A 26,459-nucleotide genomic window follows, 5' to 3' on the forward strand; every position below is an offset into this window, starting at 1 on the left:
ATCCCTGAATAACCTGACACCGGAAGAGTACCGGCTGATGGCTGAGAAACCGGAAATCTCAAAAAGTGCGTGGAACTAAAATGGGTATGCTTACATCTCCACAGTAACTGTCTGAAATTCCTGCTGAGCCATTACTTTCGCGATAAACTTCACGCACAAGGCTCAGTAGAGGTTGAGCGAATTCATCCTCAAACAAAGTGTCAACAGGAGAGATGGTTCATTCCACCTCGCTATTTACCCATACAGAAGTCGTCATGCCAAACACCTGTTCAGTAAGATTGCTTTTAACCAATTCTCTTGCGATTAAGTATAGCGTAGATGCAATAACCTCCCCTTTTGATGCTCCTGTTAAATAACATAATTTGGATAACGATACTTTTCCTGTTTTCGCAAGCAGTTCAATAAGTTGCATATGTAAAGGAGTAATAGTCTGGAACCCTGAATAGCGATATAACAGCTTCAGATTGCCAAGTGCGGGACTCATGCGAATTTGTTTTTCTGTGACAAGCTTAAGCGGACAATCAAGCTCAAAGGCGGCTTGCTGCTTAGCGGGAAATCGCTGGAGAAAATCGGGTTCTACAACAAACTCGGCAGGTTTAACCTCTAAAAAATATGGCCTATTCTTAAAGTCAGTGACACGAAAATCAGGGGTGTAGGGGAATTTCTGTCCCTCAGTTTAGTAATAGAAACCTTCAGGCTGTGCTTCAAAAGTCTGGACCAGTGGGGAGAATTCAAGATGAAAACAGGTATCAAACTCCAGCGATGATTCGACTGTGAAAACAGTGTTCATCTTTATACTGGCAAATTTGAAGAGTTTTTTGACCCGTGAGTGCTTCAGGTGCCGACGGTACATAGTACCCCCAACATGTTGTTGCTTTACTACAAATTTAGATTATAGCGACCTAACTTTCCATTTTATGTCAGGTTATGGGTACCTTATGTCAGCTTATGGGTAAAACGACATTTAAGCGGCAAAACTAACACAGCAGTAAATTTTGTTACAGCGCAGTAAAGATTTCCTGCTGACTTTTGCCCTGGGGGTATTTAGGATAGCAATCACTTTAGCTATACCTCAGCTAAAACTGAGTAATTCGGAGAGTACATGCGCACCATTGGGCGATTTATTGCCGGTTTTTTTAAGTGGACCTGGCGTCTACTTAACTTTATTCGAGAATTTATTCTCAACCTATTTTTAGTGTTGCTGGTGCTGGTTGGCGTAGGGATCTGGATGCAGATTAACAGCGCGCCAGCAGAACCTGCACGCGGTGCGTTATTGCTTGATATCACCGGCGTGGTGGTCGATAAGCCTTCAGTCAGCAATAAACTGGGCGTGATTGGCCGCCAGTTGCTTGGCGCAAGCTCAGATCGTCTGCAGGAAAACTCGTTGTTTGATGTGGTCGATACTATTCGACAGGCAAAAGATGACCGCAATATCACCGGCATTGTGCTGGATTTAAAAGAGTTTGCCGGTGGCGACCAGCCATCTATGCAATATATCGGTAAAGCACTGCGTGAATTCCGCGACAGTGGTAAACCGGTTTATGCCGTGGGCGACAGCTACAACCAGGGGCAATATTACCTGGCAAGTTTTGCCAATAAAATTTGGCTCTCTCCGCAGGGCGTGGTGGATCTTCACGGCTTTGCCACTAACTCCCTCTATTACAAAACGCTGCTCGATAAACTGAAAGTCTCCACGCATATCTTCCGCGTCGGGACTTATAAATCCGCCGTTGAGCCGTTTATTCGGGATGATATGTCACCTGCTGCGCGTGAAGCAGATAGCCGCTGGATTGGCGAGCTGTGGCAAAACTACCTCACCACTATTGCAGCTAACCGCCAGATTACAGCACAGCAAGTGTTCCCGGGTGCACAGGGTCTGCTTGATAACCTGCAAAAACTGGGGGGCGATACCGCGAAATATGCCCTGGATAACAAACTGGTTGATGAACTTGCCAGCAGCGCCGCGGTTGATAAGGCCATGGTGAAACAATTTGGCTGGAACAAAGAAAACAAAGATTTCAGCTACACCAGCATGTATGACTACGTGGTAAAAAAACCGTCTGATAAAGGTGATGCTATCGCAGTGATTATCGCCAATGGCGCGATCATGGATGGAGAGGAAACGCCAGGCCAGGTTGGTGGTGACACCACAGCAATGCAAATTCGCGAGGCGCGCCTTGACCCGAAAGTGAAATCAATTGTTCTGCGCGTAAATAGCCCGGGCGGCAGCGTCTCCGCATCAGAAGTGATTCGTGATGAGCTGGAAGCGGCACGCGCGGCGGGTAAGCCAATTGTGGTTTCAATGGGCGGTATGGCGGCTTCCGGCGGTTACTGGATTTCAACTCCAGCCAATTACATTGTGGCAAGCCCGAATACGTTAACCGGATCAATTGGTATCTTTGGCGTCATCAATACCGTTGAAAACAGCCTCGATTCGATTGGCGTTCATACTGATGGAGTGGCGACTTCACCATTAGCCGATGTTGCAGTGACCAAATCTCTGCCACCGGAAGTTCAACAGATGATGCAGTTGACCATCGAGAACGGTTATAAGCGCTTTGTGAACCTGGTTGCAGACTCCCGCAAGAAAACACCGGAGCAAATCGATGCCATCGCTCAGGGACATGTCTGGACCGGTCAGGATGCAAAAGCAAACGGCCTGGTAGACAGCCTGGGTGATTTCGATGATGCCGTAGCGAAAGCCGCTGAGCTTGCGAAACTTAAAAGCTGGCACCTGGTTTTCTGGCAGGATGAGCCAAGCGTGCTTGATATGGTCTTCAACAGCGTGAGCGGCTCGGTACGCGCCATGTTGCCACAAGCGTTGCAGGCATATTTACCAGCACCGTTAGCGGATGCGGCCTTGGCGGTAAAAGCGCAAAACGATAAGTTTGGCACGATGAATGATCCGCAAAACCGATACGCCTTCTGCTTGACCTGCGGTGATGTGCGATAATCTTTAATCCAGCCCGGTATTTACCGGGCTGTTTTTTTTGACCCACCGCCTTATACTGCGCCCCATAACGTAAAAGCCAGCCCTGAGCTCACTCATGCAAAAAAAATCAATCTACGTTGCCTATACCGGCGGTACTATCGGTATGCAGCGTTCAGAGCACGGTTACATTCCTGTTTCCGGCCACTTACAACGCCAGTTGGCTTTGATGCCAGAATTCCATCGCCAGGAAATGCCTGATTTCACGATTCACGAATATCAGCCGCTGATGGACTCCTCTGATATGACGCCTGAGGACTGGCAGCATATTGCTGATGACATTAAAGCCAATTACGACAAATACGACGGCTTTGTGATTCTGCATGGCACCGACACCATGGCGTTTACCGCCTCGGCGCTCTCTTTCATGCTGGAAAACCTCAGCAAGCCGGTGATTGTTACTGGTTCGCAGATTCCCCTGGCTGAGCTTCGTTCTGATGGGCAGATTAACCTGCTTAACTCTTTGTACATCGCTGCCAATTTCCCAATTAACGAAGTCACGCTGTTCTTCAATAACCGTCTGTATCGCGGCAACCGCACCACCAAAGCCCATGCCGACGGTTTTGATGCCTTTGCCTCACCAAATCTTGCTCCGTTGCTTGAAGCGGGTATCCATATTCGACGTCTGAATACACCCGCCGCGCCACACAGCGAAGGCGAGTTAATTGTTCACCCGATTACCCCACAACCGATTGGTGTGGTGACGATTTATCCAGGGATTTCAGCAGACGTTGTCGGCAACTTTTTACGCCAGCCGGTAAAAGCGTTGATCCTACGTTCTTACGGTGTGGGTAATGCTCCGCAGCACGGCGCGTTCCTCAAAGAGTTACAAGAAGCCTGTTCACGCGGCATTATCGTTGTAAATTTGACGCAATGTATGTCCGGTAAAGTCAATATGGGTGGCTACGCAACGGGTAACGCACTGGCTCAGGCAGGTGTAGTTAGCGGCTATGATATGACTGTAGAAGCGACGTTGACTAAGCTTCATTATTTGCTCAGCCAGAATCTGGATGTGCAGGCCATTCGCGAGGCCATGACGCGTAACTTGCGTGGTGAACTCACCCCAGACGAGTAAGGAGACACCATGAAACGTGCTTTGTTGATGGTTGATATACAAAATGATTTTTGTGCCGGTGGTGCCCTTGCTGTCCCTGACGGCGATAGTATCGTTGATGTGGCGAATGCGCTGATTAGCTTTTGCAAAACGCGTGGAGATGCAATTGTTGCCACACAAGACTGGCATCCAGCTAATCACGGAAGCTTTGCCAGCGTCCAAAAAACCGAGCCTTACACCCAGGGAAAACTCGACGGATTGAGACAAACCTGGTGGCCTGATCACTGCGTACAACACAGCGAAGGTGCGCAACTCCACCCTTTGCTGAACACTCAGGAGATCGACGCTATTTTTCGCAAAGGCGAAAACACTCAAATCGATAGCTACAGTGGCTTTTTCGATAACGGGCATCGCCAGAAAACGGAGCTCGACAGCTGGCTATTTCGCAATGAGATCAAACAGCTCGTTGTGATGGGACTGGCAACCGATTATTGCGTGAAGTTCACGGTACTTGACGCTCTAACACTGGGTTACGACGTGATAGTGATTACAGATGGTTGCCGGGGCGTGAACCTTCATCCTCAGGACAGCCTGAAGGCATTCCAGACCGTGTCTGCGGCAGGTGCCACTTTAATGACGTTTGCTGATTTTACTTACTAGTTTCCTCCAGGGTGCAATCGCGCCCTTTTCCCTTTCTCGATTCCGCTCTCATTCTGAACTTTTATAGCTCGCTCATTTCTGAGAGCGCTCTCATAATGAATTTGTTTATTAATGCAGCATGTTAGCTGTGTTTTTTACCTGTCGCCCCGCTGGGTTGCGTCAGGCTTTTAATCGATCTTGCTCGTCAAAGAGGAACTACCCTATGGTCTTCACACGTAAACTGCTGCCCTTGCTGGCAGTAATACAAATCGCTTGTGCCGGTGTGGCTCAAGCAAGCTCTTACCTCTCCGTCGGTTATTTCAATGGTGGCGGTGATGTTACTGCCGGGCCTGGTGGCGATATCAATAAACTTGATGTGCGCCAGATAACCCACCTCAATTACTCATTTGGCCTGATTTACAACGATGAGAAAGACGAAACCAACGGTGCACTGAAAGACGCATCAAAACTGCATCAAATTTGGCTCTCGCCAAAAGTCATCTCAGATCTTGAAAAGATCCCTGCACTGCGGAAACAAAATCCGCAGTTGAAGGTTTTACTGTCGGTTGGCGGCTGGGGAGCACGTGGTTTTTCAGGCGTTGCTGCAACATCTGAAAATCGTGCAGTGTTTATCCGTTCGGCACAAGACGTTATTGCCAAATACGGGCTGGATGGTATCGATCTGGACTGGGAATATCCGGTCAACGGTGCGTGGGGCCTGGTAGCCAGCATGCCGGAAGATCGCGCTAACTTCACTTCGTTGCTCAATGAGTTACGTACTGCGCTGGGCAAACAAAAATTACTGACCATTGCAGTGGCTGCAAACGTGAAAGGCCCGACCGAATGGGTCGATATGAAAGCCATTGCGCCAGCGCTTGATTACATCAATCTGATGGCCTACGACATGGCGTACGGCACTCAGTATTTCAACTCGAATCTTTATGACTCGAAAGCCTGGCCAACAGTTGCGAAAGCGGATAAGTACAGCGCTGATTATGTGGTGAGTAACTACATTGCTGCGGGCATGAAACCGGCGCAGCTAAATCTGGGTATTGGTTTCTATGGCCGCGTACCTAAGCGCGCAGTGGAGCCAGGCATTGACTGGGATAAACCAGATGCAGCTAAAAACCCGGTCACCCAACCCTACTTTGGCGCACCGGAAAAAACTGTGTTTACATCGTTTGGGTTGGATCTGTCGAAAGACACTTATCTGAAATACAACGATATTGTGAGCAAAATGCTCAACGATCCGCAAAAACGTTTTACCGAGCACTGGGATAACGACGCGCAGGTGCCTTATCTGACAATGAAATCTGCTGAGGGCAAAGATCTGTTTGCTATCTCGTATGAGAACCCACGTTCAGTGGCTGCCAAAGCGGAGTACATCAAAGCTAAAGGATTAGGTGGCGCGATGTTCTGGGAGTATGGCGCAGATGACAATAATCAGTTGGCAAAAGAGTTAGCCAAAGATTTGGGTATTAAAACAGAGCATTAATTTTAAAAACCAGGGTGGGTGGCATTGCGCCATCCACCCTTTAAGCTCACCGTTACAGCTTCACGGTCATAATCGGCGCAGGCTCAATGCCGAACTCAGCTTTAAGCTGCTGCTTACTCTTCATCACGATATTGCCATCAGTGCCGATAGTCATATGCTGCGGGTCAGTGTTATGGCGCGTCTGCCACATCATCACTAACTGCAAACTGTTCTCTTTTTGATCGGGCGTCAGTGCCACACCGTCTGGCCATTTTCCCAGCTCAACGGCGGTCACCAGACGTTGATAAACTTCCGGTGTCATTGCTTCTAACATCTCGTCCAGGTTCATCATGTGGCAAGTTCCTGTGGAATAATTTGCTGAATCGATTTTTCAACCTTCGATTTGCTCACCGTTTTGGTCGTCGGTGAAGTTTAATGAAGCTGAATTCACGCAGTAACGCTCACCTGTTGGCTGCGGACCATCCGGGAAAACATGGCCTAAGTGGGCTTCACAATTGCCGCAACGGATTTCAATTCGCTCCATACCGTGGGTGAAGTCCTTGATGTAATGAATAGCACTGTCGCTTACAGGTTCATAGAAGCTAGGCCAGCCGCAGCCTGAGTCATACTTAGACTCTGACATAAACAACGGTGCGTCGCAGACCAGGCAGTGATACACCCCTTCCCGTTTGTTATGCAGCAGACGCCCGGAAAACGGTGGCTCAGTGCCATGTTTCTGGGTGACATAAAACTGCATCTCAGAAAGGTTTTTTTTCGATAAATCAGGAGGTAATTGGTTAGCCATATGCGTGCATCTCGTGCAGTGGGAACTGTAACTGATAACAGCATGATTCTAACAAAAAATTAACAACGCCGTGCTGTTTTTTGTTCTAAACTTAGCCCTGAATTTCTGGCGCAGCGTCAATTGTGATCGCCGTCACATTTTTGTTGGAATGGTCCTTTAAAATTCCTCGCATCGTCCCCATTTGGATAAAGAGCCAAAAGGGAAGCGCGAGGCGGTTCAGTCGTTCAAATGATGTCCATAGGATTGATTTGTCGCAATGATTGACACGATTCCGCTTGACGCTGAGTAAGGTTTTTGTAATTTTACAGGCAACCTTTTATTCACTAACAAATAGCTGGTGGAATATATGACTATCAAAGTAGGTATCAACGGTTTTGGCCGTATCGGCCGTATTGTTTTCCGTGCTGCTCAGGAACGTTCTGACATCGAGATCGTTGCAATCAACGACCTGTTAGACGCTGAATACATGGCTTACATGCTGAAGTACGACTCAACTCACGGTCGTTTCAACGGCACTGTAGAAGTCAAAGACGGCCACCTGGTTGTTAACGGCAAAACTATCCGTGTTACCGCAGAACGTGATCCGGCTAACCTGAAGTGGAACGAAGTCAACGTAGACGTTGTTGCTGAAGCAACTGGTCTGTTCCTGACTGACGAAACTGCTCGTAAGCACATCACTGCTGGCGCTAAAAAGGTTGTTCTGACTGGTCCTTCTAAAGACAGCACTCCTATGTTCGTTAAAGGTGCTAACTTCGAGAAATATGCTGGCCAGGATATCGTTTCTAACGCATCTTGCACCACTAACTGCCTGGCACCACTGGCTAAAGTTATCAACGACAACTTCGGTATCGTTGAAGGCCTGATGACCACAGTTCACGCAACTACCGCTACTCAGAAAACTGTTGATGGCCCGTCTCACAAAGACTGGCGCGGCGGCCGCGGTGCAGCTCAGAACATCATCCCTTCTTCTACCGGTGCTGCTAAAGCTGTAGGCGTTGTACTGCCAGAGCTGAACGGTAAAATCACTGGTATGGCGTTCCGCGTTCCAACTCCAAACGTGTCTGTAGTTGACCTGACCGTTCGTCTGGAAAAAGCTGCGTCTTACGAAGAAATCAAGAAAGCAATCAAAGCGGCTTCTGAAGGCCCAATGAAAGGCGTTCTGGGTTACACCGAAGACGACGTTGTATCTACTGATTTCAACGGCGAAATCTGTACTTCTGTGTTCGATGCTAAAGCTGGTATCGCACTGAACGACCACTTTGTGAAACTGGTTTCCTGGTACGACAACGAAACTGGCTACTCAAACAAAGTACTGGACCTGATCGCTCACATCTCCAAATAAGTTGAGATGAGCTATTAGTCCTGAAGGCGACCCATGCGGTCGCCTTTTTTTTGCCTTCGATTGATAGGTGAGTCAATGATTAACAAAATTTTTGCCCTTCCAGTAGTTGAACAAATCACTCCTTCTATTTCCCGCCGTCAGATTGATGAGCTGGAAGTTATCGTGGTTGAACATCCACAAGCTCGTGGTGCTGTGACTTTGCAAGGCGCACACCTGTTGTCATGGAAACCAGCTGGTGAAGAAGAAGTGCTTTGGCTCAGCGGCAACACACCGTTCAAGCACGGCACGGCTATTCGTGGCGGCGTGCCAATCTGCTGGCCATGGTTTGGCCCAGGTGCGCAAGCAGACCTGCCAGCACACGGTTTTGCTCGCAACCTGCCGTGGACACTGACTGCGCATAACGAAGATGAAAGTGGCGTTGCCCTGACCTTCGAATTGCAAAGCAGCGATGCGACTCGCAAGTACTGGCCACATGACTTTACCCTGTACGCACGTTACAAGCTGGGTAAAACATGTGAAATGGAACTGGAAGCACACGGCGAGTTCGAAGTTAACTCCGCTCTGCATACTTATTTCAACGTTGGCGATATTGCTGATGTGAAAGTGAGTGGGCTGGGTATCAAGTATATTGATAAAGTGCTTAACGCTTCTGAAGGCCAGTTGACCGACGGTGTGCAGACCTTCCCGGACCGCACAGACCGTGTTTATCTGGACCCAGAAGAGTGCAGCGTTATTCATGATGCAAGCCTGAACCGCACCATTGACGTTGTTCACCACCACCACATCAATGTGGTTGGCTGGAACCCAGGCCCGGCATTGTCTACTTCTATGGCTGATATGCCAGATGATGGTTACAAGACTTTCGTGTGTGTTGAAACCGCATGTGCAAGCGCAACACAGAAAGCGACGGCTGATAAACCAGCTCGTTTAGCGACAACTATCCGTGTAGCGAAAAAAGCTTAAACCATATCTAAAGGCGTTTTGCGGCCCGGTGCCGGGAACGCCTTTTCCATCAGTGCTATTTCTTCCTGACTCAAGACAACTTCACGTGCCGCCGCATTTTCTTTCACATGCGCCACACTCCCCGCTTTCGGAATGGCCATCACACCATCGTGATGAATAACCCATGCCAGTAATAGTTGCGCGACGCTCACACCTTTACGCTTAGCCAACTCATTGAGTGCCGGATGGTTCATCAACCCACTGCGCAAACGCCCTGCCTGGGCTAACGGGCAATAAGCCATAACAGGCATCTGCTGTTGCTGGCACCATGGCAGTAAATCATGTTCAATCCCACGAGATGCAAGGTGGTAAAGCACCTGGTTGGTAGCACAACCGCGCCCACCAGCCATACTCCATAACTCCTGCATATCTGAATAGTCGAGATTCGAAACACCCCAACGGCGAATTTTGCCTTGCTCAATCAGTTGCTGCATAGCACTGACCGTATCTTGCAGGGGAATATCACCACGCCAGTGCAGTAAATAGAGGTCGAGATAATCTGTTTTTAGCCTTTTCAGGCTCGCCTCGCATGCGGCAATAGCCTGCTGCCCTGCGGCGTTCCACGGATACACCTTTGAAACGAGGAAAACCTCATTTCGCCTGCCGCTAATAGCTTCACCCACCACCTTTTCCGCGCCACCATCAGCATACATTTCAGCGGTATCGATAAGCGTTAAGCCGAGATCAAGGCCCGTTTGGAGCGCACGCACTTCATCCGCACGTTGCGAGGGGTTTTCACCTATATACCAGGTACCTTGCCCGATACCAGATAAAGATTTTGATGCAGAGAAAGAAATTTGATTCGCCATGACAACTCTCCTTAAATGATTGCACCACCATAATGAAAACGGGGCGCAAGCGCCCCGTTTAAGTGCATGATTTGCACCATCAGAAACTGTAAGTCACGCCTGTCAGCAATACCCCAGTCCACTGCTTATCGATCATTGGGCTGTCAGTTACTTCGTCTGCCAGACGAACATAGCGACCCATACCGAATACATTCCAGCTGTCTGTCAGTTTGTAATTCACCGACAGCTCAACATACGGTGACCAACTGCTTTCAGCTTCGTAAGAACTCAGGCCACTGCGGCTGGACTCTTTCTTGCTGACACCATAGTAGTAATCGTTCTGGTTATCGCTGCTCCACTGCACACCGATTCCTGGAGTCAGAGTCAACCTATCGCTGTTGTAGCGATACAACCACGCGGTATCCCATGTGACGCCATTACTGTTGTCCAGGGTATCACCTGCAAGCACGGTACGCAGGAAACCATAATCGGTGTAATGCACATAGGAAAGCCCAGCCATCAGCGTCGCGTGGCGGTTGTCCAACTGACGCATACTTTTTGAATCACTGTCTTTCGCACGGAAAAATAGTGGTGAATAGTAAGCGGTGATGGAAAGTTTGTCGGTCTTGTCATTCCAGAGGTAGTAACCCGCGTTTAGACCACGCAGATAGAAACTGTCCCCTTCATAGCCGACCAGTGGAACCGGATAAACACGGTCCTGATCACCTTTATAAGGATTCGGGGTGACCAGTGCGGCAGCACCTAAAGACCATGGGCCGTCAGCGGCATGCACAGCAGAAAAAGATGAGGCAAGCAACGCCCCTAATGTCAGAATTTTGAATTTGCTCACAATCCATTAAGTCCTTTAATCAAATAATCAGCGGTAAGAGTGTAACCTCCCAAGCTCTTCACCCCAAATTTTTTACTCAAACTAAACCTAAAATCAACTTATCAACATCTCGCATACAGGTTTCACCTTCTTTTCACTTTTATGTACGACATATGAACGCCGTAGCTTCCCTTAACAACAAAAGGAGAAATAAATGGATGAGTTATTGATATGTCATTGAAATTGGCTTGTGGCCGTATGCAAGTTTTGCAAATGCCATCTACGCTTTATTTTAGGAAGATGAAATACGCTGAACGCAGCAATAAAACTGCCACTAATCAAGTTGGCATAAGGGTTGCTCAAGATTCAGGAGACGTCTTCCGGGAGCCCCCATTACTATTACCTTCGGCTCTCTAACCTGTGCTAAAAACGAAAGGACGGCATGCCATGAATATATTCGATCACTATCGCCAGCGTTATGAAGCTGCCAAGGACGAAGAGTTCACACTGCAGGAGTTTCTTGCTGTATGTAAGCAAGATCGCAGTGCCTATGCTAACGCGGCAGAAAGGCTATTGATGGCCATTGGTGAGCCAGTGATGGTGGATACTGCCACTGAGCCACGGCTATCCCGTCTCTTTTCGAACCGGGTGATCTCCCGTTATCCGGCGTTTGAAGAGTTCTATGGCATGGAAGAAGCCATCGAGCAGATTGTTGCCTATCTCAAACACGCAGCCCAGGGTCTGGAAGAGAAGAAACAGATCCTTTATTTGCTGGGGCCGGTCGGTGGCGGTAAATCCTCACTTGCTGAACGCCTGAAAGCATTGATGCAACGTGTGCCGATTTACACATTGAGTGCCAACGGTGAACGCAGTCCGGTAAATGACCATCCGCTGTGTCTGTTCAACCCACAAGAAGATGCCTCTATTCTGGAAAAAGAGTACGGCGTCCCTACCCGCTATCTCGGCACGATTATGTCGCCGTGGGCGGCAAAACGGCTGCATGAGTTTGGTGGCGATATCACCAAATTCCGCGTGGTAAAAGTCTGGCCGTCGATTCTGGCGCAAATCGCGATTGCCAAAACTGAACCTGGTGATGAGAACAACCAGGATATCTCGGCGCTGGTCGGTAAAGTTGATATTCGTAAACTGGAAAACCACGCGCAGAACGATCCAGATGCTTATGGCTATTCCGGTGCTCTGTGCCGTGCAAACCAGGGCATCATGGAATTCGTTGAGATGTTCAAAGCCCCAATCAAAGTGCTCCACCCGTTGCTGACCGCAACCCAGGAAGGGAACTATAACGGGACCGAAGGCATTTCCGCCCTGCCGTTTAACGGCATTATTCTGGCTCACTCCAACGAATCTGAGTGGGTGACTTTCCGTAATAACAAAAACAATGAGGCGTTCCTTGACCGTGTTTACATTGTCAAAGTGCCTTACTGCCTGCGAATTTCTGAAGAGATCAAGATCTACGAAAAACTGTTGACCCACAGCGAGTTGCTGCACGCACCGTGCGCCCCTGGTACGCTGGAAACGCTGTCACGCTTTTCGATTCTGTCGCGATTGAAAGATCCGGAAAACTCCAGCATTTACTCCAAAATGCGGGTATATGACGGTGAAAGCCTGAAAGATACTGACCCGAAAGCGAAATCCTACCAGGAGTATCGTGATTACGCTGGTGTAGATGAGGGCATGAACGGGTTGTCGACACGTTTTGCGTTCAAAATCCTCTCCCGTGTGTTCAACTTTGACCACGTGGAAGTAGCTGCTAACCCGGTACACCTGTTCTACGTACTGGAGCAGCAGATAGAGCGCGAGCAGTTCCCGCAGGATATTGCAGAGAAATATCTTGAGCACTTGAAAGGCTATCTGATCCCTAAATACGCTGAATTTATCGGTAAAGAGATTCAGACGGCGTACCTCGAATCTTACTCAGAGTACGGGCAAAACATTTTCGACCGTTATGTAACCTACGCTGACTTCTGGATTCAGGATCAGGAGTACCGCGACCCGGATACCGGTCAGTTGTTTGACCGTGAATCCCTGAACGCGGAACTGGAAAAAATTGAAAAACCGGCTGGCATCAGCAACCCGAAAGATTTCCGTAATGAGATCGTTAACTTCGTCTTGCGTGCCCGTGCCAACAATAATGGTCGTAACCCTAACTGGACCAGCTACGAGAAGTTGCGCACGGTTATCGAGAAGAAAATGTTCTCGAATACCGAAGAGCTGCTACCCGTTATCTCGTTCAATGCCAAAACCTCGACCGACGAGCAGAAGAAACACGATGACTTTGTCGATCGTATGATGGAGAAAGGCTATACCCGCAAACAAGTCCGTCTGCTGTGCGAATGGTATCTGCGGGTGCGCAAATCTTCATAACGTCTAAGTCAAAATGGGTGCCACAACCGTGGCACCCCTGCGCAGTTGGCAAAGAAGTTTGGGGGAAATATGGCCTATTTTATTGACAGGCGACTGAACGGAAAAAATAAAAGCGCGGTAAATCGCCAGCGTTTTTTGCGCCGTTATAAAGCACAGATTAAACAGTCGATTTCCGAGGCCATCAACAAGCGTTCGGTAACCGACGTGGACAGCGGCGAATCCGTCTCTATCCCAAGTGAAGATATCAGCGAACCGATGTTTCATCAGGGGCGTGGTGGGCTGCGTCATCGTGTTCACCCGGGTAACGATCACTTTGTACAGAACGACCGTATCGAGCGCCCGCAAGGTGGTGGCGGTGGTTCAGGTGGTGGCCAGGGCCAGGCAAGTCAGGATGGTGAAGGCCAGGATGAGTTTGTCTTTCAAATCTCAAAAGATGAATATCTCGACTTATTGTTTGAAGACCTGGCATTGCCGAATCTGAAGAAGAATCAGCATCGCCAGATAACCGAGTTTAAATCACACCGTGCGGGTTACACCTCGAATGGTGTACCGGCGAATATCAGTGTTGTCCGCTCATTGCAAAACTCGCTGGCGCGACGCACTGCAATGACTGCCGGTAAACGCCGTCAGTTACACGAACTTGAAGACAGTCTTGAAACGGTAAGCAACAGCGAACCAGCCCAGTTGCTTGAAGAAGAACGCTTGCGCAAAGAGATTGCCGAACTGCGCGAGAAAATAGCCCGTGTACCGTTTATCGATACCTTCGATTTACGCTACAAAAACTACGAAAAGCGCCCTGAGCCTTCAAGCCAGGCGGTAATGTTCTGTTTGATGGACGTTTCTGGTTCGATGGATCAGGCCACCAAAGATATGGCAAAACGCTTTTATATTTTGCTCTATCTGTTCTTGAGCCGAACCTATAAAAACGTGGAAGTGGTCTATATCCGCCACCACACCCAGGCCAAAGAAGTCGATGAGCACGAGTTCTTTTACTCGCAGGAAACGGGCGGCACGATTGTCTCAAGCGCCCTGAAACTGATGGATGAAGTCATGAAGGAGCGCTACGATCCGGCGTTGTGGAACATCTACGCTGCACAAGCTTCTGATGGCGATAACTGGGCAGATGATTCGCCGTTGTGTCATGAATTACTAGCGAAGAAATTACTGCCAATGGTGCGTTATTACAGCTATATCGAAATTACGCGCCGCGCCCACCAAACCCTGTGGCGCGAATATGAGGATTTACAATCTACGTTTGATAACTTCGCGATGCAGCATATTCGCGACCAGGATGATATCTACCCTGTATTCCGTGAACTTTTCCAAAAGCAGGCGAGTAAAAGTTACAACTAACCCCAAAATCAGCCAGTCTTATACTGGCTGATTTTCTTTATATCCCTCAAATAAAGTCATTTGATTTTTATATTCCTCAGTAAAGACATAACCTGCGAAAAATCTGCAATATCAATAAACATCATGCATTTGCACAAAAAAACGGGGAATAACTTAAAAAGGCTGACGCCATAACCCTCTTGCACGTAAAGTGGTTAATAACAATAAAAATAGTTTTCTCTTATTATATTTCGCAAGGAACAAAGATGATTTTCGACTCCACGCTATTAATCCTGCTGGCTCTCGCTGGGCTTGGGTTTGTCAGCCATAACACCACCGTTGCCGTATCAATTTTGGTACTGATTATTGTCCGCGTCACACCTTTAAGTCATTTCTTCCCGTGGATTGAAAAACAGGGTCTGACTGTGGGGATAATTATTCTGACTATCGGTGTAATGGCCCCGATTGCCAGCGGCACTCTGCCCGCCAGTACTCTTCTGCACTCTTTCACCAACTGGAAATCGCTGGTTGCTATCGCTGTGGGGGTATTTGTTTCATGGCTTGGCGGACGTGGCGTTACGCTCATGAGTAGCCAGCCGAGTTTAGTGGCGGGCCTTTTAGTAGGCACTGTTCTTGGCGTGGCTCTATTCCGCGGTGTACCTGTAGGGCCGCTTATCGCTGCCGGACTGGTTTCATTGGTCATCGGGAAACAGTAACAGCACTACTGTGGTTCCAGGGATGCAAGATAACGCCCTGGCGTGTTGCCAAGGGCTTTCTTAAACATGGTGATAAAGGCGTTGGTTGAGTCATATCCGAGTTCGCTCGCCACCTGTTGAACAGACGAACCACTAATTAATAACCTCAGCGCGATGATTAATTGCAGCTGTTGCCGCCAGCGCCGAAAACTAAGCCCTGTCTCTTTTACCACCAGGCGGGCCAGATTGCGTTCACTCATCGCCAATTGTGAAGCCCACTGTTGCAGAGTCTGTCGTTGCTGCGGATGCTGCACCAGTTGGTCAGCGATAAAGCGAATCTTCGGATGCCCAGACATCGGTAAATGCAGCGGCTCTACCGCCTGGCGCGGCAACTCATCAAACAGAACCTGCACCAGTCTTTGAGTTGTGGGCTGCGATAAATCACCTTCATGTTGTTCAGTCAGATGCAGGATAAGCTCGCGGACCAACGGTGAAATTCTCAGGGTGCAGCACTGAGCGGGCATCTCTACCGCCCCCGGTTCAATAAACAAAAAACACAAACGTGCATTAGCCGTGGCCCGGTTACTGTGAGGCATTTCCCCGGGGATCCAGACCGCATGCTGAGTTGGCACCATCCACAGCGCCTGCTCAACTTCACAAGTAATCCCACCGTGCAAAGCCAGAATTAGCTGCCCTTTTCTATGCTGATGGAAGGCAATTTCGTTCTCACTTTCTGATACCAGGATGCGAAATGCCTGCGCAGGTTGGCAATTGCTATCAGGGTCGAATCCTTCGAGGGCTAAACCGCGCTCCATAACCTTGTCCGAATTTAGGGATAAACTGGCATTTTACGTTGATTTCATCCATTCCTAAAGCGTGTATCTTGAGCGCTCCGTATTAAGGGATATTTTTATGACGTCAATTTCTTCCACAAACGTGAAAAAACACAGCTTGTTGCTGCTCGGCATTTTAATGATTGCCACAACACTTCGCGTTACGTTTACCGGCGCTGCACCGTTGCTGGATATGATTCGCGATACTTTTGGGCTGACTACGGCGCAAACGGGCATCCTCACCACGCTGCCGTTGCTGGCATTTGCCATCGTTTCTCCGCTTGCTGCGGGTATCGCTCGCCGCTTTGGTATCGAACGCAGCCTGTTTGCTGCCATGCTGATTATCTGTGCAGGTATCGCACTGCGTTCTGCGGGAAATACCGCATTATTGTATGTCGGCACAGCTATTATCGGTTGCGGTATTGCCATGGGGAATGTGCTATTACCCGGCCTGATTAAACGTGATTTTCCAGGCCAGGTCGCACGCCTCACCGGAGCGTATTCGCTGACCATGGGCGTTGCGGCGGCGATAGGCTCAATGATGGTGGTCCCGATCGCACAACAAGGTTACGGCTGGCCCGGTGCACTAATGGCGCTGATGATTTTCCCAATAGTCGCTTTGTTTATCTGGCTACCGCAGCTATCGAACCACACTAAAGCTGCGTTGAGTTCAAGTAACGCTCTCCATAGCCGTGGGATATGGACATCCGCACTGGCATGGCAGGTCACGCTCTTCTTAGGTATTAACTCGCTAATTTATTATGTCGTGATTGGCTGGTTGCCTTCGATACTTATCAGCTACGGTTATAGCGAAGCGCAGGCCGGTTCACTCCATGGGCTGATGCAACTGGCGACCGCTGCACCTGGTCTGCTGATTGGTTTGATGCTAAGCCGCCTGAAAGATCAACGAGGGATCGCGATCCTAATGGCTTTGCTGTGTGCAGCCAGCGCCATCGGGCTACTGTTTATGCCAGCTCTTGCCAGCCTCTGGGTGGTGTTATTTGGATTTGGCACAGGTGCGACGATGATCCTCGGCCTGACGTTTATCGGCCTGCGAGCTAATAGTGCACACCAGGCGGCGGCGCTGTCTGGCATGGCACAATGCGTAGGTTATTTATTGGCTGCATTCGGGCCGCCAGTCATGGGGAAAGTACACGACCTTTCTGGTCAGTGGAGTCTTCCTTTATTGGGATGCGCAGTCCTTGCATGCGTGATGGCGGTATTTGGTGGTTTCGCCGGGCGTGATGCGGAGATCAGCCCAGCGCGTTCTCATCACTCTTCCTGATTAACGCCGCGCCGCAATGAGCAACGCTTCAACCAGCGGCGCAGGTTTATCCTTCAGGGCGTTACGCTCATGCTGGAAAAGCGTTGCGACGAAGAAGGGATGGCCGCTTAACTCAACGACACGAATATCACCTTGTCCATCCCACCCGGTGGCGTGTAGTTGAGACTGGATCAGCTGTTCGGCAAAATTTTCGGCTATCCCATAATTACAATGGTAGCCTTCCTCAATTCTCCCCCTGCCATACGCTTTAGCAATTATTGAGTTGGCTTCGAGTTCTATAACGTCGGATTTCTCCACCAGCGCGCAGATGAGTGGCGCAATAACCAGTCGGCCCTGGCTTTCAGTTTCCGCATGACCAGCATCTTCCCAGCCCATTACGTTCCGTGCGTACTCGATAATTGCGTGCTGAAACCCACCGCAGGTTCCCAGGAATGGAACCTGGTGCTCTCGGGCAAAACGAATTGCCAAAAAAGCCCCCTCTTCATTCTGATAAGGACTGGCCGGAACACACCAGATGGCGTCATACCCCACCAGATCTTCCGGACTTGTGACTTCTGGTGTCGGCAACCAATCATAGTCAACAGTTACGCCAACATATTCAGCAGCATTATCTAAAGCAAGAGGAATAGCCTGATGTGCAATGACCGACGGGTTATAATCACCCACCAGCGCAACGCGAAGGGTTTGTTTCAAAGGCAATGGAGGCATTTAATTGATTATCCTTATGTTTAGTAATTCCTGCTGCATAAGGAATGATAGAGTATGCCATTACCTTTTGCCCTGCAACGCCCAAAATTAGCAGGGTGGCGTAAATACAACATACTGTAGTAACGTGCTTTGTCTCTCACTTCTGCGTGATGTAATGAAAACAAAAATACTGGTCAGTGCCTGCCTGATGGGCTTTAAAATTCGCTATAACGGTCAAGATAAACCGCTGATTGCAGAGGTGTTAGCACGCTGGCAGCAAGAGCAGCGTCTGGTCGTTCATTGCCCGGAATTAGCCGCAGGTCTTGCAACGCCACGACTCCCGGCAGAGTTGGTCGGCGGTGGCGGTCAGGAAGCACTAAAAGGCATGGCAACCATTCTGGAAAGTGATGGATCGGACGTCAGTCAGCACTATTTATTAGCCGCATGGCTAGCCTTAAAAACCGCACAAGATTCCGGGTGCCAGCTAGCTTTAATGACGGATGGCAGCCCTACCTGTGGCAGTCAGAAAATTTATGACGGCTCTTTTCAAGGGGTAACGCAGCCAGGGATGGGCGTTGCAGCCGCATTGTTGCGACAGCACGGTATCGAAGTTTATGCGGAAACTGAACTCGTCGAACTGATTGCCAGAGTCGACGAGCTAGATAAGGCTAATAGCTGATAGTCGTGAATGAAGGCAAGGGTTGCGAATAGCTCACCTGCTCTGCCCTCATACTCTTTAATAAACCACCTGCGCTTCATCAACCTCAGGCAATAATGTCTTATCCAGTGGCATAAGATACTCGCCGCGAACAAAGGTATAACCTTCGCGGCCATCAAATGCCACGACATTGCCAGTGACCAGCCACAGTGGATAATTCGCATCATGTGGGAGTTGTGTCACCACACCGGTTACCGGGTTAACAAAGCTTTCACCCGGCTCACACAGCCCAAAAAGCTCGACTGATTTACCCACATTGACACGCCCGGCGGCAGTACGGGAACCGATGATTATTGCCAGCATTCCCGGTTTTAACTGAAACATAAAGTGACTCTGTAGCTCATTAAATAATTGGCTATATCAGAACATTCTTAGGTGAAAATGTAAACAGGGGGGTGATGAGCAGTAATACGAGGAACGCGGCAAAAGGTGTTGCCGCTCGCACGTTACGCAACTTTATAGCTTGCGTAACGCACGTAAAAACTTGCCTGCGTGTTTTATTTTATTTATCGCGACTTTGCACCCAGAAGGCATGAATCAGGCCAGGTATATAACCCAGTAGCGTCAGTACAATATTCAAAAGAAATGCCCAACCGAACCCTTTACCCAGCAAGACACCAAGCGGTGGTAAAATAATCGTAAAAACAATACGCCAAAAGCCCATAAAAAAACTCCAGTTATTAATTCATGCGATGCTGAAATAAGTCTATTTCACTGGAAGCATAGTCTACCGGGTGTAAACCAACTGAGGGCACAGCGTTATTTAATGTAAATAATTGATTAGCCACAGAAGATGTATGGCATTGATAATAAGGATAAAAGGCGGGATTCAGGAAATTCAGACAACAAAAAACCCGCACATGGCGGGTTTATTCACTTTGACTTAACGGCTCGGGTTATTCACCGTCTTCGCATGCGTCAGTCTTAGTATGCGTTAGCAGTCTTACAGAGCAACAACGTTAGTTGCTGAAGGACCTTTAGCGCCGTTCTCAACAGAGAACTCAACTTTCTGACCTTCGTCCAGAGTTTTGAAATCATTGCTCTGAATGGCAGAGAAGTGAACGAACACATCTTTGCTACCGTTGTCAGGAGTGATGAAGCCGAAACCTTTTTCTGGGTTGAACCATTTTACTAAACCAGTCATTTTAGACATAGATACTTCCTCGATATTTTATAGCCATTTAATATGGCGAACGTGGTCTGTATTGCAGAACGTTTCTTATTTAGGCACTTAGGAGGAGACTCACGAAGAAGGGTATCTGATGACTTGATAGCGCTTGAACTGAGGACTGCTTTACTAAAACTGCTTTCATAAGGTCTGTCTTCCAAACCGATGACGCATTTACTCATAGACGCTCATTGGAAGCAAGAATTATTTTCAAATAATAATTTTCTCATCTGAACGGCTAGCCTTCTTTCCCTCTACTTTACTGCAACAATATAGCGCACAGTTTTTAACCAGAACGATTTAGCACCAGCTATAGTTAAACAGTACCCGGCTGGAATGAATAGATGGTGTAACAATGGCCCGCTTGTTGTTGGTACTACTCTTAGTACTTACGTTTATACCGATGACGCACGCAGCCACCGAAGCCTCCCCTTTGAAATTCGACACCAAAGTTAATACGGTTATGGGCGACTTTGATGTGATGCAAAAAAGGCGCGTCGTGCGCGTTTTGATTCCTTACAGCAAAACTTTCTACTTTATTGATAACAGCGGGACACAACGCGGCATCATGGTTGAACTGATGCAAGAGTTTGATAAACAAATTAATAAGGGCTTAAAACCCTCTAAGAAAACACATCTTCTGTTTATCCCGACCGCTCGCGATCAACTTATCCCCCAACTTGTGGCCGGGCGTGGCGATATAATTGCGGCTAATTTGACGATTACCGAAGAGCGCGAAAAACTCGTCGACTTCAGCGCTCCATTGGCACAAAACGTCCGTGAAGTCGTTATTGCCAGTAGTAAAGCGCCTAAATTAAAGAATGTTGAATCCCTGTCAGGTAAATCTCTGTTTGTGAATCCTTCGACTAGCTACATCTCCAGTATTGATGCACTGAATAAAAGCTTAGCAGAGAAGAAACTTCCTCCGGCAGTCGTCACTAAAGCCCCTGGTAATTTTGAACCAGAAGATATTCTTGAGATGGTGAATGCTAACCTTGCGGATTACACCGTCGTCGATAGATACCTGGCATTGCTGTGGAAACAGATTTACCCCAATTTGGTGGTCTACGAAAACATTACCCTGCGTGATGATGGATCTATTGCCCTGGCAATGCGCAAGGATTCCCCGCTCCTGCGCGCGCAACTCGATAAATTTATGACCACGCATAAAATCGGTACCTCATTCGGCAACCAGCAGGTTTATAAGTACCTGCGCAATACGAAATGGGTGAAAGATGCGCGTTCCCAAGAAGAGCTGGATAAGTTTTATCAGGTGACAGAAATTTTCCGCAAATATGGTGAGCAATATAATGTCGACTGGCTTTTGATGGCAGCGCAAGGCTACCAGGAGTCCCGTCTTGACCAGAAGGTGCGAAGTAAAAGCGGTGCGATTGGCGTGATGCAAGTGCTCCCCACGACAGGGAAAGAGCTAAAAGTCGGTGATATACGGTTAATCGACCCAAACATCAATGCGGGTGTGAAATATATCCGCTTTATGTGCGACCGCTATTTTGCAGACCAGCCGATGACTGAAATGAACAAACTGCTGTTCACCTTTGCTTCCTATAATGCAGGGCCAGCTAAAATTGCCCGGCTACGTAAAGAAGCCGAGGCTAAAGGTCTTGATCCCAACATCTGGTTTGATAATGTCGAACGCATTGCCCAGCAACGAATTGGCAATGAAACCGTGCAATACGTGAGCAATATCTTCAAGTATTACATTGCTTACCAATTAATCATGGAACAGATGAAAGCACGTGAACATGAGACTCCGCTTACAGGCGTTAAAGCAGAATAACCCTCACCACTCCTCTGCATACACTGTGTTTTTCGGGAACAGGCTTGCCTTGGATACCGATATTTATTACTGTATATAAATACAGCTTTAGAAGGAGCATTTTATGTTCGTTGAATTGGTTTACGACAAACGAAATGTAGCGGGCCTTCCCGGTGCAAATGACAAAATTCTTAATGAACTGACTCGACGGGTCCAGGCCATTTTCCCCGATGCCGACGTCAGGGTAAAACCGATGCAGACCAATGCAGTTCACAGCGACTGCACCAAAAATGAAAAAGAAAAGATTAACCGTCTGGTTGAAGAGATGTTTGACGAAGCAGATTTTTGGCTGGTTTGCGAAGAGTAAAGCCTGGCGGTTCAGTAAAAACGTGAGGTTTTCCGTCTTCAACTCCTGATATCATCCTCGCCACTCATCGTCAGATGTTTTAAACGGGTTTCGCAGTTATGAGAAAAACAACAATAGTATTAATCGTGGTAGCCATTCTTGTGTGGCTGGCAAGCCAACAGGGTTGGATCTAATTGAGTACAAAAGGAAGCGCTACCAACAGCTAGCCTTCCTTTCTTTTCATTGGGTAAAATACAGACGAAAAAAAACCACCTGAAAGGTGGTTTTTTTAATGTATGGTGCCGACTACCGGAATCGAACTGGTGACCTACTGATTACAAGTCAGTTGCTCTACCTACTGAGCTAAGTCGGCGTGGAAAACATATTATACAAAGCCGAGCCGCTATGCAAACCCCTGCGAATCGTTCGCTTAAAAAACCAACTTATTGCTATTAAATCAACCAGTCATAAATAAAAAATAGCCATTTAGATTAAAATCCAACCAATAATTTACTGCGGTTAAATTATTTAGTGAGAGATGTTACCCTTCCATTCAAATTCATTACAAAATGAGCTAGTTTATGAAACTCATTCTCTTTATTAGCCTTCTGGGCCTCGTTCAATCCTCTGCTTTCGCCGCCACAGCCACCCAATTGTCGTGCTCAATGCGGGAAAATGTTGTCATATCACGGTTTAACCATGACCTTTCTACCATGAAGTGGGACGATCACTTTCTGGTTGCTTCAGGTGTGAAAAAATCCAAAACAAAAAATGATGTTCCCTTCCGCGTCACCAGCTTCCAAAACGGAGATGACCTGGTTTTCTTCCCTGAAAAACAACAGTACTTCATGTTTTATTCGGGAAACCCGAATCCAGATCGCTGCACAATCGAAAGCACGAAGACTTATCAGATAACCCAATTGCCTCGGTATGAAAAACCAGACACATAAGGTTCCCGGAAAAGCGGGAGAAAATGCTTCCCGCTTTGGCCCCGGCTAAATCACGAATAACACTTTAAAACTCCTGAATAACTTGCTTCTATACTGGGTTTATTAATAGAGGCTGTATTCACACGTTTTCAATATTGCCGTGTGGAAAACAATAATTATTTTATTTAATAAAAAACAAAGTAACTGAAACACCATTTCATTTATTTGATCAGGTTATCTATTTCCAAACTGAAAATTAATTAGCATCGTTACCAGTCCGATGACTGATTTTTAATTCACAACATGGAAAGATTAAATGAAGAGTCTCTTTAAACTTAGTGCCTGCGCAACACTATTGATCTCTGTTTCTTCAAACGCGGTTATACTTGATTATCGTCACGAATATAAACCTGAGAGCGGCACCAATGCAGACAGGATTAAAATTGGTCACACTACCCAAGATGGTTATTTTGCGAGCGTAGAAGGGAGAGTCTCTGAAAAGACTGAAACTGACAGTGAAGGCTTCAAAAATGGTATTGAAAAGTACAGTGGCAGTGGCAGCGAATTTGAATTTGGTAAAAACTTTATTATTAATGAAAAACTTACGCTAGCACCAGCCATTAACCTAGATGTAGGCGACAGTTATATTGCTTACCGTGCTCAAATTAAAGCTAACTACCAAATAAATGATAACTGGCTGACAACACTGCGCTGGCGTCCGGGTATTGAAGTTAATGAGAACCAATCGGTTAAAAATAAAAATTACAACCAATTCAATTGGGAATTTGGTTACGCAAATGATCAATTCTCAATAATAGGCGATCTGGAATATCGTCTTACTAACTATGATGATTATGAAGGCGACCATAATTATTGGCTGTATAATGTTGTCGCCAGCTATAATATTGACAAGCACTGGAAGCCCTATACTGAAATTGGATATGTTCCTCGTTACAACGAAGACCATGAGAAAGACGAAATGGAAGTTCGTTATCGAATGGGTATCAAATACACCTTTTAATTCCAGATAATAAAAATCCCGCTAACGTGGCGGGATTTTTACTGCACGAACATGGAATGACTCTTACCCTTTGCTCTATCAGTGCTTGATATCACGCTTTTCCTGGCGGCAATCGGCATTACCAACCAGACCGTCACGGCACTCTTGCTTGGCTTGACGCCCATCCTGGCGTTCCTGCGCCTGCTCCGTTGCCAGAACGGGTAATGCAGTCATCAGGGTGGAGGCAGCAAGCAGCATTAATACATATTTTTTCATTGTAAATTCCTTAACGTGTTAAATCCCTAAAGTGGGTTAGCACACCATCATGGCGGGCCCAAATAATACACTTCAGTTGCTTTGCTCGTCGTGCCAGAAGAAATACAATTTTAAATTTACGTACCCATCCCTATGATTAATATTTTATATCGCGGGCTTTATCACGCCCTTCCTGTTTGTTCTGGCGGTGATCCTGTCGACAGTCGGCATTGCCGACAACACCTTGACGGCACTCCTGCTTGACGTTACGCGATGCCTCCCGTGTGCCCTGCCTTACATCACGGGCACCCTGCCGTTGCCTGGACTGCTCAGTTGCTTGCGAAGGTATAGCGGTGATAAGCGTTGAAGCAGCCAGCAGTATCAATGCATATTTATTCATAAATTATTCCTTGAATAGGCGAGACGCGCCAGTTTGGCGTATCTAAATTATAGACTTTATGGTTGCAACTGCTTAAGCATGATCCAACTTTCATGGGCGGTAATTATGCAAGCAGTCCAGACGCAACGGCAAAAGCAAATTCGCCTGCTTATAATCAGGTATACCAACTGGGACAAGACGAAAAAAACTATGGGTTTGACACCGATACAAGCACAAACTCTGGCTGATGAAATTTATAAAGTTAACGCTAATGTGACTCGTAGTACGGTAACGTTTATGAATCATAAAGAGCATAAAACGAAGATAACAAGAGATGAGCTGGGGGCAAACACTGGATGGTTTTTAAGATGTTAAATAATCGAATGCAAAATGGAATTGTTTAATCTGTATTAATTTATTACCGTTTTGCAGAAGTATTTTGCCAGGTTTGACAGAAGAGTTTTAGAAGGATAGTAATACAAACTGTTTTCCAGTCCAGATTTTAGGGCATGATTGAATCTGTCAGTCTGCTTTGAGCTGACTGTTAGATATGAATAAACCAGAGAACAAAGTTCGCAGATTAAATTTGAGAAAAACAGTCTTTTAGGAATTTTTTGGAAAGGTTTTTGATTAAATGTTGATAACCATTGAAATGCTAATAATAAAAAACGGGAGCACCGGGCTCCCGCTTTGAAATCAGCAGTATCGCTAACTACATATGTTCGATCATTGCGTCGCCAAACTCTGAACATTTCAGCAACTTAGCGCCTTCCATCAGGCGTTCGAAATCGTAAGTTACGGTTTTGGCGTTAATCGCGCCTTCCATACCTTTAACAATTAAGTCAGCCGCTTCGAACCATTCCATATGACGGAGCAGTAGACATACGGCATTTAATTATCTTATTGATATATATACCTTATCCCTAATTTACTGCCCCAACATGGGTGCTTTGGTACTATTCCTAAGTGCCTGATTTTTAGCTAATGATTTTGAGTTTTGATAACCACTTTTTTTGATGCCCGCCCTTGACACTGTTTATGCATACAGTATAAATATAACTGTATAACCAACCAGTAAAAAGGATGTTGCCATGCGTGTTGAAATCAGTATTGCTAAAGAAAAAGCAAAAGCGATGCCTAAAGGCTCAATGGAAGCGCTGCGGGAAGAAATGACTCGCCGCGTCAGCAAACGATATGAAGACGTTGATGTGATCGTCAAACCAGCCAGCAACGATGGATTATCAATACTTCGTGCGACTGATAAAGATGAAGCGAAGAAATTCGTGGAAGCAACGTTGCAGGATGCATGGGAAAGCGCTGACGACTGGTTTTTCTGACATGGACAACATGATCATTGGCGGCGTGAGGATTTATTTCCCGCGCCCAGGCGAAAAGCTTCCGACTCCTTCATCTGACATGCGAACCTTTGCCATCAAAGGAACTACCGGCGATCGCTGCTGCTTACTTGGATTTTGGGATGGGAGATGGGTTGTACTGTCGCTACCTGAATACGAAAATTCGGGCAAAGCTATCATGGCAGCTGTAAGGCAAGGAAAGCGTAAATGGCGGTGAGATACCGCCATTCATGGCTTTACTGATGAAGGGATTATGCGCTGTGTAAATTTTTCAGGATTCTGGTTGGTTCAGATCAGTTTATGCTTCCTCAGTCGCTTTGCGGGCGGCTTCCTCCAGGGCTTTTTGTGCGGCCTCTTGTGCCTGGTTATAAATGCTGTCATGTGGCATCTCGACAC

At 47.3% G+C, this 26,459-nt stretch carries 28 protein-coding genes, 1 tRNA gene and 2 pseudogenes; 17 read left to right on the forward strand and 14 right to left on the reverse strand.

Going from position 1 to position 26,459, the window contains the following annotated elements:
- A pseudogene (locus tag EDF88_RS24105) lies at positions 1-79 on the forward strand (integrase); the annotation flags it as partial.
- A 138-nt stretch (positions 80-217) separates the two neighbouring features.
- Here EDF88_RS24105 and EDF88_RS24110 read toward each other — a convergent pair.
- Positions 218-484 carry a hypothetical protein gene (locus EDF88_RS24110; protein WP_134187829.1) on the reverse strand — a complete coding sequence of 89 codons (267 nt, stop codon included), beginning with the start codon at positions 482-484 and terminating at the stop codon, positions 218-220.
- A 618-nt stretch (positions 485-1,102) separates the two neighbouring features.
- Between EDF88_RS24110 and sppA the strand changes: the two genes are divergently transcribed.
- The 4 genes from sppA to EDF88_RS24130 all read left to right on the forward strand — a co-directional run bounded on the left by sppA (position 1,103) and on the right by EDF88_RS24130 (position 6,177).
- On the forward strand, positions 1,103-2,953 hold the full coding sequence (sppA, locus tag EDF88_RS24115; protein WP_064518128.1) for a signal peptide peptidase SppA: 1,851 nt from the start codon (positions 1,103-1,105) through the stop codon (positions 2,951-2,953).
- 94 nt (positions 2,954-3,047) lie between these two features.
- Positions 3,048-4,064 carry an asparaginase gene (ansA, locus tag EDF88_RS24120; protein WP_064518126.1) on the forward strand — a complete coding sequence of 339 codons (1,017 nt, stop codon included), beginning with the start codon at positions 3,048-3,050 and terminating at the stop codon, positions 4,062-4,064.
- Positions 4,065-4,073: 9 nt separating this feature from the next.
- Positions 4,074-4,703 (forward strand): bifunctional nicotinamidase/pyrazinamidase, encoded by a 630-nt coding sequence (pncA, locus tag EDF88_RS24125; protein WP_064518124.1) that lies wholly within the window; start codon positions 4,074-4,076, stop codon positions 4,701-4,703.
- Positions 4,704-4,905: 202 nt separating this feature from the next.
- Positions 4,906-6,177 carry a glycoside hydrolase family 18 protein gene (locus tag EDF88_RS24130; RefSeq protein WP_134187831.1) on the forward strand — a complete coding sequence of 424 codons (1,272 nt, stop codon included), beginning with the start codon at positions 4,906-4,908 and terminating at the stop codon, positions 6,175-6,177.
- Positions 6,178-6,229: 52 nt separating this feature from the next.
- Here the strand turns inward: EDF88_RS24130 and EDF88_RS24135 are convergent, their stop codons facing one another.
- Both EDF88_RS24135 and msrB read right to left on the reverse strand, forming a co-directional pair.
- Positions 6,230-6,505, reverse strand: coding sequence for a YeaC family protein (locus tag EDF88_RS24135; RefSeq protein WP_122974001.1), 276 nt, complete (start codon positions 6,503-6,505; stop codon positions 6,230-6,232).
- A 42-nt stretch (positions 6,506-6,547) separates the two neighbouring features.
- Positions 6,548-6,961, reverse strand: coding sequence for a peptide-methionine (R)-S-oxide reductase MsrB (msrB, locus tag EDF88_RS24140; RefSeq protein ID WP_064518120.1), 414 nt, complete (start codon positions 6,959-6,961; stop codon positions 6,548-6,550).
- Between the two features lie 346 nt (positions 6,962-7,307).
- On the opposite strand from msrB, the gene gapA reads away from it, so the two are divergent.
- Together gapA and EDF88_RS24150 are read left to right on the forward strand one after the other, a co-directional pair.
- Positions 7,308-8,303, forward strand: coding sequence for a glyceraldehyde-3-phosphate dehydrogenase (gapA, locus tag EDF88_RS24145; RefSeq protein WP_064518118.1), 996 nt, complete (start codon positions 7,308-7,310; stop codon positions 8,301-8,303).
- A gap of 75 nt (positions 8,304-8,378) precedes the next feature.
- A complete protein-coding gene (locus EDF88_RS24150) occupies positions 8,379-9,266 on the forward strand; it encodes a D-hexose-6-phosphate mutarotase (RefSeq protein WP_064518117.1) in 888 nt (295 codons plus the stop codon).
- On the opposite strand, the gene EDF88_RS24155 is transcribed toward EDF88_RS24150, so the two are convergent.
- Together EDF88_RS24155 and EDF88_RS24160 are read right to left on the reverse strand one after the other, a co-directional pair.
- Entirely contained in the window at positions 9,263-10,114 is an 852-nt protein-coding gene (locus tag EDF88_RS24155) for an aldo/keto reductase (RefSeq protein ID WP_134187833.1), read from the reverse strand. The two genes, EDF88_RS24150 and EDF88_RS24155, sit on opposite strands and share 4 nt — an antisense overlap.
- A gap of 79 nt (positions 10,115-10,193) precedes the next feature.
- Positions 10,194-10,943 (reverse strand): MipA/OmpV family protein, encoded by a 750-nt coding sequence (locus tag EDF88_RS24160; RefSeq protein WP_064518112.1) that lies wholly within the window; start codon positions 10,941-10,943, stop codon positions 10,194-10,196.
- Between the two features lie 426 nt (positions 10,944-11,369).
- Here EDF88_RS24160 and yeaG point away from each other — a divergent pair, with 426 nt between their 5' ends.
- The 3 genes from yeaG to EDF88_RS24175 all read left to right on the forward strand — a co-directional run bounded on the left by yeaG (position 11,370) and on the right by EDF88_RS24175 (position 15,352).
- Positions 11,370-13,304 (forward strand): protein kinase YeaG, encoded by a 1,935-nt coding sequence (yeaG, locus tag EDF88_RS24165; protein ID WP_064518110.1) that lies wholly within the window; start codon positions 11,370-11,372, stop codon positions 13,302-13,304.
- A gap of 69 nt (positions 13,305-13,373) precedes the next feature.
- Positions 13,374-14,657, forward strand: coding sequence for a YeaH/YhbH family protein (locus EDF88_RS24170; protein WP_064518108.1), 1,284 nt, complete (start codon positions 13,374-13,376; stop codon positions 14,655-14,657).
- Positions 14,658-14,905: 248 nt separating this feature from the next.
- The gene (locus EDF88_RS24175) at positions 14,906-15,352 is read left to right on the forward strand and encodes a DUF441 domain-containing protein (protein ID WP_064518150.1); all 447 of its coding nucleotides are present in this window, start codon (positions 14,906-14,908) and stop codon (positions 15,350-15,352) included.
- A gap of 5 nt (positions 15,353-15,357) precedes the next feature.
- Here EDF88_RS24175 and EDF88_RS24180 read toward each other — a convergent pair whose 3' ends face one another.
- The gene (locus tag EDF88_RS24180) at positions 15,358-16,146 is read right to left on the reverse strand and encodes a helix-turn-helix transcriptional regulator (protein WP_134187835.1); all 789 of its coding nucleotides are present in this window, start codon (positions 16,144-16,146) and stop codon (positions 15,358-15,360) included.
- Positions 16,147-16,243: 97 nt separating this feature from the next.
- Between EDF88_RS24180 and EDF88_RS24185 the strand changes: the two genes are divergently transcribed.
- Entirely contained in the window at positions 16,244-17,449 is a 1,206-nt protein-coding gene (locus EDF88_RS24185; protein WP_134187837.1) for a CynX/NimT family MFS transporter, read from the forward strand.
- Here the strand turns inward: EDF88_RS24185 and EDF88_RS24190 are convergent, their stop codons facing one another.
- Positions 17,450-18,157 (reverse strand): CTP synthase, encoded by a 708-nt coding sequence (locus tag EDF88_RS24190; protein WP_064518101.1) that lies wholly within the window; start codon positions 18,155-18,157, stop codon positions 17,450-17,452.
- A 154-nt stretch (positions 18,158-18,311) separates the two neighbouring features.
- On the opposite strand from EDF88_RS24190, the gene EDF88_RS24195 reads away from it, so the two are divergent.
- Positions 18,312-18,815, forward strand: coding sequence for a DUF523 domain-containing protein (locus EDF88_RS24195; RefSeq protein WP_064518099.1), 504 nt, complete (start codon positions 18,312-18,314; stop codon positions 18,813-18,815).
- A 57-nt stretch (positions 18,816-18,872) separates the two neighbouring features.
- On the opposite strand, the gene EDF88_RS24200 is transcribed toward EDF88_RS24195, so the two are convergent.
- The 3 genes from EDF88_RS24200 to EDF88_RS24210 form a co-directional block, all read right to left on the reverse strand.
- Positions 18,873-19,178, reverse strand: coding sequence for a hypothetical protein (locus EDF88_RS24200; protein WP_064518096.1), 306 nt, complete (start codon positions 19,176-19,178; stop codon positions 18,873-18,875).
- Positions 19,179-19,356: 178 nt separating this feature from the next.
- Positions 19,357-19,518 (reverse strand): YqaE/Pmp3 family membrane protein, encoded by a 162-nt coding sequence (locus EDF88_RS24205; RefSeq protein ID WP_064518094.1) that lies wholly within the window; start codon positions 19,516-19,518, stop codon positions 19,357-19,359.
- Positions 19,519-19,797: 279 nt separating this feature from the next.
- On the reverse strand, positions 19,798-20,007 hold the full coding sequence (locus EDF88_RS24210) for a cold-shock protein (RefSeq protein WP_034456078.1): 210 nt from the start codon (positions 20,005-20,007) through the stop codon (positions 19,798-19,800).
- A 370-nt stretch (positions 20,008-20,377) separates the two neighbouring features.
- On the opposite strand from EDF88_RS24210, the gene EDF88_RS24220 reads away from it, so the two are divergent.
- Together EDF88_RS24220 and EDF88_RS24225 are read left to right on the forward strand one after the other, a co-directional pair.
- Positions 20,378-21,820, forward strand: a complete 1,443-nt coding sequence (locus EDF88_RS24220) for a transporter substrate-binding domain-containing protein (protein ID WP_134187841.1) — start codon at positions 20,378-20,380, stop codon at positions 21,818-21,820.
- 103 nt (positions 21,821-21,923) lie between these two features.
- A complete protein-coding gene (locus EDF88_RS24225; RefSeq protein ID WP_064518090.1) occupies positions 21,924-22,166 on the forward strand; it encodes a DinI-like family protein in 243 nt (80 codons plus the stop codon).
- 276 nt (positions 22,167-22,442) lie between these two features.
- Here EDF88_RS24225 and EDF88_RS24230 read toward each other — a convergent pair.
- Positions 22,443-22,518, reverse strand: a tRNA-Thr gene (locus tag EDF88_RS24230).
- Between the two features lie 208 nt (positions 22,519-22,726).
- Here EDF88_RS24230 and EDF88_RS25025 point away from each other — a divergent pair.
- Together EDF88_RS25025 and EDF88_RS24240 are read left to right on the forward strand one after the other, a co-directional pair.
- Positions 22,727-23,095 (forward strand): hypothetical protein, encoded by a 369-nt coding sequence (locus EDF88_RS25025; protein ID WP_064518089.1) that lies wholly within the window; start codon positions 22,727-22,729, stop codon positions 23,093-23,095.
- A 295-nt stretch (positions 23,096-23,390) separates the two neighbouring features.
- A complete protein-coding gene (locus tag EDF88_RS24240) occupies positions 23,391-24,095 on the forward strand; it encodes an oligogalacturonate-specific porin KdgM family protein (protein ID WP_134187843.1) in 705 nt (234 codons plus the stop codon).
- 78 nt (positions 24,096-24,173) lie between these two features.
- Here EDF88_RS24240 and EDF88_RS24770 read toward each other — a convergent pair whose 3' ends face one another.
- From EDF88_RS24770 to EDF88_RS24250, 3 genes and pseudogenes are all read right to left on the reverse strand, one after another.
- A complete protein-coding gene (locus EDF88_RS24770; RefSeq protein WP_166672021.1) occupies positions 24,174-24,350 on the reverse strand; it encodes a hypothetical protein in 177 nt (58 codons plus the stop codon).
- Between the two features lie 136 nt (positions 24,351-24,486).
- Entirely contained in the window at positions 24,487-24,729 is a 243-nt protein-coding gene (locus EDF88_RS24245; RefSeq protein ID WP_064518086.1) for a hypothetical protein, read from the reverse strand.
- A 691-nt stretch (positions 24,730-25,420) separates the two neighbouring features.
- A pseudogene (locus tag EDF88_RS24250) lies at positions 25,421-25,603 on the reverse strand (isocitrate/isopropylmalate family dehydrogenase); the annotation flags it as partial.
- A gap of 196 nt (positions 25,604-25,799) precedes the next feature.
- Here EDF88_RS24250 and EDF88_RS24255 point away from each other — a divergent pair.
- Positions 25,800-26,045, forward strand: a complete 246-nt coding sequence (locus EDF88_RS24255; protein ID WP_134187848.1) for a DinI-like family protein — start codon at positions 25,800-25,802, stop codon at positions 26,043-26,045.
- Positions 26,046-26,459: the final 414 nt, after the last annotated feature.

This window comes from Buttiauxella sp. BIGb0552, from assembly GCF_004366275.1.
Classification (GTDB): Bacteria; Pseudomonadota; Gammaproteobacteria; order Enterobacterales; family Enterobacteriaceae; genus Buttiauxella; species Buttiauxella gaviniae.